General features: G+C 61.3%; 13 protein-coding genes and 3 pseudogenes. 5 read left to right on the top strand and 11 right to left on the bottom strand.

Features of this window, described 5'->3' with window-relative positions:
- Positions 1-60: 60 nt before the first annotated feature.
- From NKH16_RS31810 to NKH16_RS31795, 4 genes are all read right to left on the bottom strand, one after another.
- Entirely contained in the window at positions 61-948 is an 888-nt protein-coding gene (locus NKH16_RS31810; RefSeq protein WP_352875302.1) for an arginase family protein, read from the bottom strand.
- A 377-nt stretch (positions 949-1,325) separates the two neighbouring features.
- Complete coding sequence (locus tag NKH16_RS31805; RefSeq protein ID WP_023678569.1) at positions 1,326-1,826, bottom strand: DUF6496 domain-containing protein; 501 nt, start codon at positions 1,824-1,826, stop codon at positions 1,326-1,328.
- 122 nt (positions 1,827-1,948) lie between these two features.
- Positions 1,949-2,626: a dienelactone hydrolase family protein gene (locus NKH16_RS31800; RefSeq protein WP_352875303.1), complete on the bottom strand. Its 678-nt coding sequence runs from the start codon at positions 2,624-2,626 to the stop codon at positions 1,949-1,951.
- 11 nt (positions 2,627-2,637) lie between these two features.
- Entirely contained in the window at positions 2,638-3,465 is an 828-nt protein-coding gene (locus NKH16_RS31795) for a phosphoribosyltransferase (protein ID WP_352747428.1), read from the bottom strand.
- 222 nt (positions 3,466-3,687) lie between these two features.
- Here NKH16_RS31795 and NKH16_RS31790 point away from each other — a divergent pair, with 222 nt between their 5' ends.
- On the top strand, positions 3,688-4,098 hold the full coding sequence (locus NKH16_RS31790; RefSeq protein WP_352458287.1) for a CBS domain-containing protein: 411 nt from the start codon (positions 3,688-3,690) through the stop codon (positions 4,096-4,098).
- A gap of 88 nt (positions 4,099-4,186) precedes the next feature.
- On the opposite strand, the gene NKH16_RS31785 is transcribed toward NKH16_RS31790, so the two are convergent.
- Positions 4,187-4,819: an Hsp20/alpha crystallin family protein gene (locus NKH16_RS31785; RefSeq protein WP_352747426.1), complete on the bottom strand. Its 633-nt coding sequence runs from the start codon at positions 4,817-4,819 to the stop codon at positions 4,187-4,189.
- Positions 4,820-4,932: 113 nt separating this feature from the next.
- Between NKH16_RS31785 and NKH16_RS31780 the strand changes: the two are divergent.
- Together NKH16_RS31780 and NKH16_RS31775 are read left to right on the top strand one after the other, a co-directional pair.
- Positions 4,933-5,369, top strand: a pseudogene (locus NKH16_RS31780) (DUF2267 domain-containing protein).
- A 49-nt stretch (positions 5,370-5,418) separates the two neighbouring features.
- A complete protein-coding gene (locus tag NKH16_RS31775) occupies positions 5,419-5,889 on the top strand; it encodes a YbhB/YbcL family Raf kinase inhibitor-like protein (RefSeq protein ID WP_352458289.1) in 471 nt (156 codons plus the stop codon).
- Positions 5,890-5,913: 24 nt separating this feature from the next.
- Here the strand turns inward: NKH16_RS31775 and NKH16_RS31770 are convergent.
- Together NKH16_RS31770 and NKH16_RS31765 are read right to left on the bottom strand one after the other, a co-directional pair.
- Positions 5,914-7,390, bottom strand: a pseudogene (locus NKH16_RS31770) (FAD-dependent oxidoreductase).
- Position 7,391: 1 nt separating this feature from the next.
- Positions 7,392-8,123, bottom strand: a complete 732-nt coding sequence (locus NKH16_RS31765) for a hypothetical protein (RefSeq protein WP_352903468.1) — start codon at positions 8,121-8,123, stop codon at positions 7,392-7,394.
- Between the two features lie 336 nt (positions 8,124-8,459).
- Here NKH16_RS31765 and NKH16_RS31760 point away from each other — a divergent pair, with 336 nt between their 5' ends.
- Positions 8,460-8,582: a hypothetical protein gene (locus NKH16_RS31760; RefSeq protein WP_352574874.1), complete on the top strand. Its 123-nt coding sequence runs from the start codon at positions 8,460-8,462 to the stop codon at positions 8,580-8,582.
- Positions 8,583-8,750: 168 nt separating this feature from the next.
- Here the strand turns inward: NKH16_RS31760 and NKH16_RS31755 are convergent, their stop codons facing one another.
- From NKH16_RS31755 to dctP, 3 genes are all read right to left on the bottom strand, one after another.
- Positions 8,751-10,082, bottom strand: a complete 1,332-nt coding sequence (locus tag NKH16_RS31755; protein ID WP_352747478.1) for a TRAP transporter large permease — start codon at positions 10,080-10,082, stop codon at positions 8,751-8,753.
- A 42-nt stretch (positions 10,083-10,124) separates the two neighbouring features.
- Positions 10,125-11,174, bottom strand: a complete 1,050-nt coding sequence (locus NKH16_RS31750) for a TRAP transporter small permease subunit (RefSeq protein WP_352747418.1) — start codon at positions 11,172-11,174, stop codon at positions 10,125-10,127.
- A 109-nt stretch (positions 11,175-11,283) separates the two neighbouring features.
- Entirely contained in the window at positions 11,284-12,402 is a 1,119-nt protein-coding gene (gene dctP / locus NKH16_RS31745; protein ID WP_352747416.1) for a TRAP transporter substrate-binding protein DctP, read from the bottom strand.
- Between the two features lie 825 nt (positions 12,403-13,227).
- Between dctP and NKH16_RS31740 the strand changes: the two are divergent.
- A pseudogene (locus NKH16_RS31740) lies at positions 13,228-13,659 on the top strand (integrase arm-type DNA-binding domain-containing protein); the annotation flags it as partial.
- A 31-nt stretch (positions 13,660-13,690) separates the two neighbouring features.
- Here NKH16_RS31740 and NKH16_RS31735 read toward each other — a convergent pair.
- Positions 13,691-14,078, bottom strand: a 388-nt coding sequence (locus NKH16_RS31735; protein WP_352903465.1) for a hypothetical protein, incomplete at its 5' end; no start/stop codon positions are given.

The following is a 14,078-nucleotide window of genomic DNA, read 5'->3' as shown; positions in this document are numbered from 1 at the left end:
ACCGACGGCCATTCGTGCCGGCGGATTGCGTTCGTGCACAAGTGCAGGACTCCCATTGGTCTACCGGCCGCGAAGGGAAGCGACCAGAATGTCGATCAGCAGCTTGCCGCAGCGACGATCCGGATCGCGGTCGGGATCATAGATCGTCACCTCCATCCCAATCACGCGTGGATCGTTGCACCATGTGCGAAGGGCTTCGACAGCTTCGTCGGGCAAGACACCGCCGGCCTCCGGCGAATCGACAGCCGACATGATCTCGCTGTCCAGCACGTCGACATCGAAGTGAACGAATACACCCTCGACGTCGTGCCCTGCGACCGCGTCAAGCGCTATCCGTGCCGCATCGGCGATGCCGCGCCGCCGCACTTCAGCCAAATCCATCCGGTGAACATCGGTGTCGAAGATGGCCTTGGACGTGTAAGTCGCGGGGTCCTGCACATCGCGATAGCCAAACGCGACTACGTCGGCCTCACGGACCAAAGGAGTGTGCTCGCCGAAATCGGTCAGGAGCGTCGGGCCATGACCGGTTACGAAGGCCAAATCCATGCCCGCGGCTCCCTTTGACGGCGAGGTATCCGGCAATTTGAAATCGGTGTGCCCATCGAAGAAGATAAGGCCGTAGCGGCCACGACGCCGTAGCGCGAGCGCAGGGCCAAGCAACACACTGCAATCGCCGCCGAGCATGAGCAGGAACCCTCCCGAGTTCAGCTCCTCGTCGACCGCTTCGGCAAGCATCTTGGAATACTGGCGCAGGGCCTGGGCATTGCGCACGCCCGTCGCAGGATCCACCTCAGGCCGATAAAGCGGAGCCCGAACCGAGCGCAACGGACCGGCGCCCAAACGGTCGGCGAGACCAAGCGATTGAAGTGCCTCCGGCGCCTTCCACACGCCGGGCTCCGGCTCACCCTCCTGCGGCATCAGCCCAAGATTAGAGGGCGCGCCGAGCAAAGCGATATGTCTCGTCTGAATGGTGGCTCGCGGCATTGTCGTGCTGGCAGCTGAGGTCATGATCAGAGTTCTCCGCGTTATTGGCGATACGCATCATGCTCAAGAAACAGGCTGCGCTTTCCTGACCGGTCTCCCGCTGCCCTTGCCGCCGAGTACCTCCGGTCGGTGTCACGCGTCAGGCAGCGTCGCGAGCGACGAGTATTGCTCGTTCAGCGCCACCGTGTCGTCAGCGGTGATTTCGAAGTCGATGTTGTCCCGCAGATGCAGGCTCTGGTTCGCCTTGGGCAGCGGCGTTGTCCCGCGCTGCCCGGGCAGAGCTCGATACCGGTCGTTTGGGCCATATCGGATTTCCAGGGGGCGAACTGCCGTCTTTGAACTTATGCGTGGTGTGCGCGCGTTCTGGCGGCCTTCTGCGCCGCCGCCTTCCTTCCGCTGGCGCCTTTCGTCTCGGCGGCCTTCTTGGCGGCGGCCGAGCGCTCCTCAGCCGTCCGGCGCGAGGCCGCACGCTTGGCCTGCTGCGCCAGCGCCTCGTGCGACGCCGTGCTCTTCGGCTCGTGCTCGAGCACCTTGGAGACGGCTTTCGAGACCCGCGGGCGGCGTTTCGGCGTGCGTTCACCCTGGCCGGCCTCATAGGCGTATTCGGCGCTTTTGCGCGTGCTCTCCTTCACCTTGCCCTTTTTGGGCGGGGGCAGGTCTACGCCTGCGCGTCTTGCCTCGGAAAGCCCGATGGCGATGGCCTGCTGGGTCGAGCGCGCGCCGTGCTCGCCGCGGCGGATTTTATCGATCTCCTCGTGCACGAACTCGCCGGCCTGTGTGCTCGGCGATTTGCCCTCGCGCTTGTCCTTTCGGGCCTTCTCGATGGTTTTCTTGTCTGGCATTGTCTTTCTCCCACATACGGGTTGCGACAGCCATTCGGGTTGCAGCTGCGCGCGGTCTTATGAGGATCATAACGCGTTGAGGACGCAAATGATCCCGGCACTGGTGATCCAAGCCCCAGCCGTCAGGACGTTGACGCCGATCTGTCCGAAACCAGATGGCGCAAGAACCATCGGCTCGCCAGACCCGCGACTTCGTCCAGGGCGCCAGGCTCCTCGAACAGATGTGTCGCGCCAGGGACGATGGCGAGCTCCTTCTGGCTGCGGAGCGCCGCCAGCGCCGAGCGGTTGAGTGCGATCACTTGCGTGTCCGCGCCTCCGACGACGAGCAAGGTCGGCGCCCGGACGCGCGGCAGGGCGTGCGCTGCAAGATCGGGCCGGCCACCACGCGAAACTACGGCCGCGGCCTGGTCGGGCCGCTCGGCCGCCGCCACCAGGGCGGCACCGGCGCCCGTGCTCGCGCCGAAATAGCCAAGACGCAACCCCGACGTTTCCGGCGAGGCGCCGAGCCAATCCGTGACGCCGACCAGCCGGTCGGCGAGCAGTCCGATATTGAAGCGCAACTCGGCCGTGACCTGGTCGATCCGCTCCTCTTCGGCCGTCAACAGGTCGATGAGGAAGGTGGCGAGGTTCGCCTCGTTCAGCCTTTCGGCCACGTAGCGGTTGCGCGGGCTGTGGCGGCTGCTTCCGCTGCCATGGGCGAAGAGCACAAGGCCGCGAGCAGCCGGGGGCAACGAAAGATTGCCCTCAAGCGCGACAAGTCCCGCGGGAACATGCACGACGTGCTCGCTATCCCGGTCCATATCCACCTCCGCTATGTCGATCTGGTGCCAGGCGCCGGACCCGCGCTCGCGCGCCCAGCCAATTCCTCTTCGGAAGCGGCAGGCTTGTCGGAAGCCGCAGGCTTGGGCACGGACCTGGCGAGGAGCGCGCGGACCTCTTCATCGCTCGTCTGCGAGAAATCCACGTACCAGCGCCCGACACCCAGCAACGGCTCTGGTGTCGTCGCGCAAACGACCTCGTCGGCGTCCGCCCGCATCGTGTCGCAAGTGTCGGGGCTACCGACGGGAACGGCCGCGACAATATGGGCGGCGTGGTTTTTTCGCAGCGCCTTGATCCCGGCCCGCATGGTCGATCCGGTCGCAAGCCCGTCATCCACGAGGATAATGGTTCGTCCATTCAACTGCGGTGGGGGTCGCCCGTCCCTATAGAGGTGCTCGCGGCGCAGAAGCTCTTTTTCCTCCTTTGCAGCGACCGCGTCGATGACATGTGGCGGGATCGCGAGACCGTTGACGATTTCGTCGTTCAGGACACGTACACCTGAGGGCGCGATCGCCCCCATGGCCAGTTCCTCGTGACCGGGGACGCCGAGCTTGCGCACGACGAAGACGTCGAGCGGTGCCTTGAGTGCCTGCGCGACCTCGTAGCCGACCGGCACGCCGCCTCGGGGCAGCGCCAATACGATCACATCGTCGCGGCCGGCAAAGCGAACGAGTTCCCCGGCGAGTTGCCGCCCGGCCTCGCGGCGATCTGAAAAGATGATAGCCATGACCTTCAATCCGCGTGCATCTGTTTTCCCGGTGGATGTTTTTTCACCAGCCTGCGTCCACATTCCGTGGGATGGCTGCGGCACCGGTACCATTTTGGAACTCGCTCGCTGCCTGGACGTTCCAAGAATAGTTTCGATCGCGAGGTGCCGGCACCGGCACGCGCCTCAGCGCGGATCGGGAAGATCGAAGATAGTGATCCGTACATGCCTCGTCCGGCCAGCTGGCAATCTAGCGATGCGTGGCAACAGGTCCGTCTGGCGACTTGTTGCCTCAGCAATCAGGGAAAGGAATATCCCATGCAAGTTCAGGAGATCATGAGCCGTCGGACCGAACTGGTCGGCCCGAACACGACAATCAGGGATGCCGCCCGGAAAATGCGGGCCGACAATCTCGGCGCCCTTCCGGTCGGCGAGAATGACAGGCTGGTCGGCATGGTGACAGACCGCGACATCGTGATGCGCGGCGTCGCCGAGGAGCGCTCAGCCGGCAACACGACCGTTCGCGAGGTCATGTCCGAGCATGTCTATTGGTGCTTCGATGACGCCGATATCACCGATGCGGCGAAGATCATGGCCAAGCATCAGGTGCGTCGTCTTCCGGTGATCAATCACGACAAGCGCCTCGTCGGCGTCATTGCCCTGGCCGACCTCGGGCGGACCGATAAGGAAGCCGCCAAAATCGCTCTCGAAGGCGTTTCCGAGGCAACGGACGATCCCCGGCGCTAGACGCTCGCCTGGGCGGTTGCCGCCGTGCTCGCCGTTCTTCTCCATCTGGGCTGAACGCCGCCTGCTCAGGCAGCCTTCAGTTTGGCAACTATCGCGCTTTCACTTCTATGCGGCGTGTCTTGTCCTTTGCAGCGGGGTTCTTCGGAAGCTCGACAGCCAAAATGCCGTTCCTGAAAGTGGCCTGCACCTTGTCGGCATCGATCTCCGCTTCCAGCGGGATGGTCCGCTGAAACCGGCCATAACTGCGTTCGCTGTAGGTGCGGCCGCCTTCGCCTTCCTTGTGCTCCGAACGCTTCTCGCCCGTAATAAAGAGGGTGTTTTCGCGCAGCTTGAGCTCAACGTCCTTCTGCTCGAGCCCCGGCAATTCGGCGGTGACCTTATAGGCTTGGTCTGTTTCATGTACGTCGACGCTCGGCCAAAGATCGCCGGCCGTAGTCGCTTCGGCCATCGGCGCGAAGAAGTCGTCGAACAGGCGGTCGATCTGCCGGTGAAATGACGTGAGCGGGTCGCGCGCGGATGGGTAGAGGCTGCGCGATGGCGTCCGGGGCGCCAAATCGTGATGTGCCATGGTTCTTCTCCTGTTTTTTGTGTCTGCATCACTCGTCGCCATGTGATCGGCCACGGGCAAACAAAACTCGTCCACCCATGAGGATGTTCCGGGTGCCAGCCAAGAAAGGTGGTCGAAAAACAGCGGCAAAAAAGCCGGCCCGAATTCCCTCATGACGGGACCTCCGACAATAAATGCGCATCAGGACATGCGCATCGGGGAACAACGGGCAGGTACGGCTGTTTGGTCACATCACCTAGTCGGATTTGAACGAAAGGAGGATTTCGATGAATGCCACCGGACTCGACGTATTCGACAAGACACAGCAGACCACAAACATCTGGCTCGACGAGATCATGGACGAGATTGGACCGGATCGGCAGGTCGCCTGGCACGTTCTCGGAGCGGTGCTGCACGCCCTGCGCGACCGTATGCAGCCGGATCTTGCAGCCCACCTCGGCTCGCAGCTGCCGATCCTGGTGCGCGGCGCCTTCTATGACCAATATCAGCCTTCCAAAGCTCCCGAAAGATGCGGTCGCTCGACGAGTTTCTGGCCAAGATCAAGGCGGAGCTGGAATTTACCCGTCCGGTCGATTCCAAGGATGCATTCAGGGTCGTGTCCAAGGTGCTCGCCCATCACGTCGGAGAAGGACAGATGCACAAGGTCTGGGAATCCCTGCCAGGCGAGATAAGACGCGTCGCCGAAGCTCAGCAAGCGGCGTGAACGGCGCAGGCGCGGGCTTCTCGGTCGCAACCTCCTTGGGGAAATAGCAATGCCACTCACCCTTATCAGCCCGGCGTTCCGGGCAGGCGGAAGAATTCCCGAAAAATATGCGCGTGACGGCCAGAACGTCTCGCCGCCGCTGAAGTGGTCCGGTGTCCCGGATGGTACCAAGAGCCTTGTTCTTGTCGTGCGGGATCCCGATGCACCAAGCGGGATTTTCGGGCACTGGGCGGTGTTCAACATCCCGCCGGATGCCGGGGGACTAGCCGAGGCCGAAGACGGCAAGCCCGGCCCGTCGGCACTCAGGCAAGGCACCAACGATTTCGGCAATGCGTATTACGATGGTCCGCAGCCGCCTGCAGGGCACGGCATCCACCATTACCACTTCCTGCTGGCCGCGCTCGATGTGCCGAGCCTCAGCGTACCAGGACAGGCGGGCGTGCATCAGGTCTGGAAGCAAGCCCAGAAACACGCATTGGAGGAGACGGAGCTGGTCGGAACCTACGAACGGCCGGCCTGACGCGGGCGGCGTCGGTCGCCGCCTTCACAATGTAATCTGGGCAAGCGGTTTTCGGGCAGGGCCGTGGATGACCGAACCGTCGGCCGCGAAGATCGAGCCGTGGCAGGGACAATCCCAGGTGTGGTCCGCATTGTTCCAGGTTACGGTGCAGCCCTTGTGGGTGCAAATGGCCGAAACCGCCTGGAGTGCGGCCTTCGGTGTCTCTCCACGCCGCAATCTTTTCGTCTCCCCTGACGATCACGCCACCCGTGCCAGGCGCAATGTCGTGGGTGCTCGAGACGATCGATTGACTGCGGCCGTTCTTGTGGAAGTCCTCGGGATAGGGCCGGGCCGGATCGTAGAGTTTTTGCCAAGGGCTCGGGCGGCCGCAGATCAGGTCGGCGATCATCGCGCCCACGGCCGTCCCGTTGGTGATGCCCCAGGCGTTGAAGCCCGTGGCAATGTGGAAGCCGGCGGCCTTGGCGGGATCGGGCTCGCCGGCATATGGAATCCTGTCGGCCGTATCATAATCCTCATTGCACCAGCGCCACGCGACGTCGCCGACCGGAAGGTTCTTTCTTGCCCAGTTTTCCAGTTCGACGAACCGCTTGGCCACGTCGCCGTCCCAGCCGGTGTTGAACTTGGGGCCGAGCGTGACCAGCAGTGGACCTTCGGCATCACGGCCCGTCCGGACGGAATGCGTCGGGTCGTCGATGCCGATGAACATGCCGTCGACAGGGAGGGGATCATCGATCCGAAAGGCCATGGCGGTGTGGCAGCGCGGTTGCGTCCGGTTCGCCATGCCGACGGGGCTCTTCACCGTCATGTTGGTGGCGACGACGACATGCCCGGCATCAACGGCGCCGCCATCGGTGGCAACGCGCCAGCGGCTTGCCTCGTCGATCGAGGTGGCGCGGCTGTTTTCGAAGATCCGACCGCCACGGGCCGTCACCGCTTCCGCCAGGCCAACCAGATACATCGCCGGATTGAACTGCGCCTGGTCAGAAAACCGTAGCGCGGCGGCCGTTTCGAAAGGCAGCGGCGCGTGGTCGAGGATCTCGGCCTCTAGCCCGACCTGGCGCGCGGCCTCCGCCTCGGCCGCGACCTCCGCGCGCCGGCTTTCACTGCAGGTGAAGGTATAGGCGTCCTTGCTCTCGAGATCGCAGGCGATAGCGTAGTTGTTAACCCAGTCGCGGATTTGTCGGGCGCCGGCGGAATTCGCATCGGCATAGGTCCGCGCCAGGTCCCGGCCTACGCTGTCAATGAGATGACGATAGATCAGCGCATGCTGCGTGGTGATCTTGGCCGTCGAGCGGCCGGTCACCTGGCCACCTGTCCGCAAGCCTTCCAAGACGATCACCGACCGGCCCGTCTCGCAAAGCCGAAGCGCCGTCGTCAGCCCGACGATTCCAGCCCCCACGACAACGGCGTCCGCACGGACCAAACCTTCGAGCTGGGGATAGTTCGTGGAGGTGGCCGTCGCCACCCAACAGCTCCCCGGTTTTCCCAAGAGAGTGGCCATTTCAACCGCGTTCCTTGCTTTTGCTTTTCGATGCACTTTCATCGACAACCGCGCCGGCAGAGGAACGTTCCCGAGGTTCGTCGGTTTCAATCGTTCTCTCGCCACCCCGGGTCAGAAAAGCACCGGGAAGATGCGAGCTGCAGGCCATCACCCAGGTGATCGCCTCGCGGTCGTATTCGTCGCCGGAGCGCCAGTCCTCGAAGAAGGCGTTCAGCCTATCGACACGCCCCGGCCAGATACCGGCGGCCTGCAGGCCGAGCGAAACGCCGTAATTGGTGAAGGCGAACTTGGTATCGCGCAGCCATGGCGCGCGGCTGAAATAACCGGGCGGGTCGACCCACATCGTTTCCAGGGTTCGCAGCGAACGCCTCGTCTGGGCCTCGGCCCACGGCTCGTCGGGAAAGAAATGGGCGAGCCACAGCATCATGCCGAGGCCGAGGTCCTGGTCGATGTCGAGGCTGCGCCAATCGCGCTCCATCAGGTCACGCATCTGCGCGATCTCGGGCGCCAGTTCCTCGTCGTCGAGCATTCGGTAAGAGACGTAGCCGTCATAGGCATCCATGCTGCCGAGGCCGTAGCCGGGGTAAGGACCGCTCAAATCCTCCTGCATCTTCCAGAACACGCCGCGGCCGGGGACCACAAACGCCGGGTGAATGTCCCGCGCCAGCGTAATGCCGCGCTTGCGGTATTCCGGCTTCAGATCGCCGAGACGCGCCAGGGCGAACAGCCACATCGCCAGATAGTGGAAATACTGGCCCGTCGCGATCGCCCGCTTCGCCGATCCTCAGTCCGCGCCGGCGGCCGAGCACACGCTCGACATCGGCCACCAGCCGCTCGGCTTCGCCCAGCCAGCGCTCTTCGCCAGTTTCCGCATAAAGCGAGACGTAGAGCACGACCCCGAATGCATCGGTCCACAGATATCGCAAGCCGTTGGGCCAGATGCCTTCGCCGCGCATCCAGTCGAGTTTTTGCAGGACATAATCGACGTCACGCAGCATCGTCACGCAGCATCGCGCCAAGCCCCGAACTGGCAGAGCCGGCCCGTGTTCAGTGTCCCGCGATTGTGAGCATGCAGAATTTCGAGCATGTCTCTCCTCGTCCGGTTGATCTATCGCGAAACGATCTGATCGGCGGCGGGTTCCTTGGCCATCTCGGCAAGGACAGATGGGGCGGCATTCCCGGGGCGGCGTAGGCGAGATAACCAAGACTGGTCGAGTGCGATATACCCGCACTCGCAGGCAGGATTGTTTCAAGAAGCGATCTCATGACGACGCGCAAAGGAAGGCAAAAAGGTGACGCCGTTCAAGTGAAAAGCTATCAAATTCGACTGATCCTCGGTGTCGGCAAGCCGCAAATGTGGTCAATTGCCTCCGTACATGACCTTCGGGAGCCAGACGACGATTGAGGGGAACACGATGCATAGTCCCACTCCGATCGCCTGCAGGCACAAGAAGGGGACTGCGGATCGAAAGATCGTCGCCATCGAGATCTCCGGCGGCGCAACGCTCTTCAGATAGAACAGCGAATAGCCGAAAGGCGGGCTAAGGAACGCCATCTGCATGTTGACCATGAAAATGACACCATACCACAGTGGCACGTCTTCAGGAGCCACACCGGCTAGCCCAAACGTGCCGCCGAATTCGAGTGGCTTTAGGATGGGCAGAAATATCGGTACGGTGAGAAGGAGAATGCCCACCCAGTCCAGAAACATGCCCAGGACGAACAGAATGATCATCATCAGAACAAGAACGCCGTAAGGCGCCAAGCCTGTTCCGAGTATCGATTCGGCTACGAAGTTCTGCCCACCTTTCAGGATAAAGAAACCGACGAACATGGTGGCGCCGAAGAATATCCACATGACCATCGCCGTGGCCTTGAGCGTCGCGACACAGGCCTCCCGGATCGTGTCCCAGGTCAGGCGCCGATGTGCGGCGCAGACGATGAAAGCCCCGAACGTACCGATGCCGGCGGCTTCGACCGGCGTGGCAATGCCCATGAAGATGACCCCGAGCACAAGCAGGATCAGCAGTATCGGCATGAACGTCCGGCGCAAAAGCTTGAGTTTTTGGGCGAAGTCAATGCGCTCGTTCGGCGGCAACGCCGGGCCGAGTTTGGGGTCGATGTAACAGCGCGCCGTCACGTAGGCGACATACATCCCGGACAGCAGCAGCCCGGGAAATACCGACCCGATCAAAAGCTCGCCCAGCGACTGCTGCGCCACGACGGCATAGACGATCGCCATGACGGAAGGGGGTATGAGAATGCCAAGGGTCCCGCCAGCAAGAAGCGAGCCGCAGGCGAGCTTGGCGTCGTAGTTGCGGCGCAGCATGGCCGGGAGCGCGATCATGCCCATCGTCACTTCCGTTGCCCCGACGACACCGACCATCGCGGCCAGCAGCGTGCAGGAGATCACCGTGGCCGATGCGAGCCCGCCTTTGAGTCCGCCCAGCCATTTGTAGACGACATCGAACAGCTCCTCGATGATGCCCGCCTTCTCGAGAATCGCGGCCATGAAGATGAAAAGCGGCACCGCCGAGAGCTGATAATCCGTCATGAACGGGAAGACCCGAGACGGCAGCATGTTCAGCATGGCCGAATTGCCGAACAGAAAGAGGAAAAGCACGGCAAGGCTGCCGGTGCAAAAGGCCATCGGTAATCCGAGCAGCAAAAGTACGCCCAGACCCCCGAACATCAATATGCTGAGCCACAGGATCGGAAGCTCGAGGCCCATCGCTCAGCCGACCCTTCCAAATGCAGTGGCGATGTCTCGCATCAGCCGGGATAGGCCCTGAAGCAACAGGAGCGCTGCCCCGATGGGGATCGCGAGCTTTACCGGCCAGTATTGGATGCCCCATTCGGTGAATGAGCGTTCGCCAACCGCCGTGGCATCGCTCGCAAATCGCCATCCTGTGACCAGCATGGTGCCGGTGAACAAGAAGAAGAAGGCCGAGGTGATGATGTCGCAGACAGCACGACCGCGTTCGGAGAGATGGCTGTAGACGATGTCTACCCTGACATGCGTTTCGTCACGGTAGGCATAGGCGCCTGCCAGCATGTACTGGATGCCGAACATAAGAAACATGCTTTCATGTACCCAGTTGGTCGGTGAGTTGAAAACAAAACGGGCCACCACTTCGTAGTAGTACGCCACCACTGCGAGAACCGACCAATACGCGACGAACTCGCCCGTCACGCGTACCAGCCAGTCGACCGGCTGGAACAACGCGAGCGGTTGCTTGACGGGCGTGGCTGGCACATCGACTACGAGCGGATGGTCGGCCGCGGCGCGCTCGATCTCACGGGTGCGGGCGCGCCGCACAAGACCGGGTATTAGAAGGGCGTCGCCTGCGAGAGCGAGACCAAGCAGAAGTCCGGCAATTCGGCCGATGCTGTTGGCGCGCTCGAGCCCATGGGCGGCGGCGCTCAGATTATCGCGCGCCACCGTGGCGTCTGCCTCAGCTTTCGCCAGGCGATTGGCAGCGCCTTCTTTGCTGGCTGCTACATCTGCCTTGGCACGCGGCAACAGCCTTTCGGCGTGTTCGCTCTGGGATCGCGCGAGCGACACTGCCTCACGTCCGTCGCGTACCTGGGCGCTCGTCCAAAGCACTGCAATGAACAGCGGGATAAAAATGAATCCCCACCTGCTCTTCAGATAAAACCGGTGCATGCCGAGGAAGCCTGCAGTGACCAGGAACAGGTAAGCAAGAAAGAGATTTGGACGGCCGGCATCGCGCTGTGCCCGCTCGCGATGGACAAGGAAGACCGCAACGAGCGGGAAAAGCACGAGGCTTGACCAGTATAGCCAGTGCGGCAGCACAAATGTGAGTGAGGGCATCGGCGACTGCCTCTTGCAGGAGAGTGCGCCCGCCCGGACAGGACGGGCGCGGAGAGCCTCAGAGGTTGATCGACAATCCCTGATACATGTCCGGCGTAACGTAACCGACGGTCGGGTTCTCCATCACCTCAAGCTGCAGTTTGAAGATGCGCGCCGCGTCCTTATCCTTGTTGGCCCACTCGAACCAGATTGGCACCGCGATTTCCTGGAACTTCTGGAGGTCCTCCGGTCCAAGCCGATTGATTTCAATGCCGGCATCCAGGAATTTCTGCCAGGCCTCCATGTCGGCCTTCTGGATGGCCCCGAAATGGACATTGGAATAGACTTGGATTTCGTCTTCCACGAACTTCTTGAGGTTGTCCGGGAGTTGGTTCCAGACATTCATGTTGACGGCAAAGTCCATCAGGTCGACGGGCTGGTATACGGACATCAGACCGGCTGGGCCCATGGAAATGTACTTGGTCACCTGCTGGAACCCGAGCGCCCAGTTTACCGCCGGCCCAGTGTAGTCGGCTGCATCGATCGTGCCTTTCTCCAGCGCGGAGAACACCTCGCCGCCCGGCAGCAGCGTCGTCTTGGCGCCGGCTTTTGCGAATGTCTCGGCGATCATGCCGCCAGGTACGCGCAGCTTCAGGTCTCTGAAATCCTCGATCGAGCGGATCGGTGTCTTTGAGTGGATGATGTTCGGGCCGTGATGAATGCGGTTGACGTAGTAAAGACCTTGTTTCGCATAAAGGTCGCGCGCGGCCTGCAGACCACCTTTCGAATAGAAAAAGATGTCCCATTCGTGCGGATAGCGTAGCCCCATCGTGTAAGAGGAGAGGAACGCCGCAGCGGGAAGCTTACCGGCCCAGTAAAGTGAAAACGAGTTCATCGCTTCCAGAACGCCGTTCTTCACCCCGTCGAGGAGTTCGAAGTCACCAACGATGTCCTTTGCCTTGAACGGCTGAAATTCGAGTTGGCCTCCGGTCTTTTCCTTGATGGTCCCACACCAGCTCTGGAAAGTTTCAAGTCCGACGCCAGCCGGCCACGAGGTTTGAATTTTCCAGATGATTGTGTCAGCGGCTCCTGCCCTTCGAACCCAGGGAGCGGTAACCGTCGTCGCCGTCAGCCCGGCGACAAGTCCGCTCGACTTCAGAAAGCTTCGCCTTGATTTGGAATGCGATTCTCCGTCCATTGTCTTCCTCCCTGTTCGGCAAGCGGACAAACGATAGGCCCACCGCCGGGCTCAAAAACTGAAAACTAATGACACATCCTTTTTGAGGGATCAGCATGCCAGCGCCACGAACGACAGAGAAAGAAACGGCGCAGCATGCAAATGACATAGCGCGACGCAAGCATTTTCAACCACTGCGCGCCCGACCCGTAATATGCTCGTGCGGTTTCAATAAATCCACGGTTTTAGTGGGTTATCGGCTAGTCAACGCGGCGTTCCTTCGGCTTATACGAAGCTCGGTGCGGCTTCCGTCCCTGCTTCTCAAGCCGAAACATTGGCCAGGTGACTGCACTCCATGGTCCTGGTCTGCGTCGAAACGCCAGCGGTGCTGACTGCCGCCTTGGTGGCAAAGGCAATGCAACGGATTTGGAGCGCTGACTGCATTGCGGCTTGGATTTCATTCCAAAGAACTCTCCAACTTCCGGTCGTGCGGCGCTGATCGTGCCAGAACCATAGGATCTGCAGAAATTCGCCGTACTATTCCTCAGAAAAAGTATGGCGGCAATTTCGCGCGAAGTACTTGAAAAAGCGTGGTGATCCCGACAGGAATCGAACCTGTGACCTACAGATTAGGAATTTGTCAGACGGCCTTTCCTTTGTTTCCAAATGCAGGCCGCTGTACGATTGCGCTGCCGCTAACATATTCAAGTTGTTGTTGTTTTCGTATTGAGCGGCTATGATGGCGTAGACAAACCAACAGATTCAGCCAGATGCAGCACGACGCAATTGCCGTACTAATCCCGTACTAATTTCACGACAGACCTTCGACTCGCCCTTACAGACCGCGCCGTCGCAAGCCTCGAGCCGGCGTCCTCAGACCAATATTTTGCCCGAGACACCGATCTGCCGGGCTTCATGGTGCTCGTGGGCAAACGGCAAAAGACATTCGTTGTTCAGGGTGAGCGAAGGAAGGCGGGGCGGCGCCTTTCCGTCCGAATGAAGGTTGCCGAAGTCGGAGAACTCACAACGCGCGCGGCGCGGGCGAAGGCCAAGGACATTCTCGGCAAGATCGCCAACGGCATTGACCCTCGCGCGTCGACGCGCAAGCCGGGCGGCGATGCTGCCGAGGTTGATTTGCCATCAGAGAGCGAACGCGGTCACGTCATCGAGCACAAGGAGAAACGCAGCGATCTGTCGAAATGGGGAATGACCTGCGGCAGACTTTCCGGACAATCGCCCAGGCTGCAGGCGTTGCGGAGTTGGACGTCCATCTTCTGATGAACCACTCGATCCCGGGGGTTAACGCAGGCTACATCACGCGCAACAAGCTGCTGAAGCGATCACCTGCGACAGCAAAAGGAAGCAATCTCACGTCGGATGCTCGAAGCTGGGCGGTCGCGAGGGAATCAAACGAGGCTTCGCGCCTGACCCGTCCTTCCCAGCAGGCGCCTACTTTCTGAGCTGATGAGCGGCAAGGATTAGCGGCATCAAACGTGTTCGGGGGATCGAGTCGGTAGAGCGCTACCGCCTTTCCCCACACTCGTCGATCTGCCAATTCAAGCTGCGTTGCTGCCGGTGAGCAGAGTCCGCTTGCCGGCGCGCCATATGAAGTACTAGAGCGGCGGACTTTCATGTGAGTCCATACCCTGCGGCTGCGAAGTAATTTCTGCATTCTGTTGGAGAGAAGAGATTGCAGA

The sequence above is a fragment of the Mesorhizobium sp. M1307 genome (genome assembly GCF_040318155.1).
In the GTDB taxonomy this organism is placed as follows: domain Bacteria; phylum Pseudomonadota; class Alphaproteobacteria; order Rhizobiales; family Rhizobiaceae; genus Mesorhizobium.
The sequence above is the reverse complement of the archived record's forward strand: the minus strand, read 5'-3'. Positions and strand labels throughout refer to the sequence as shown.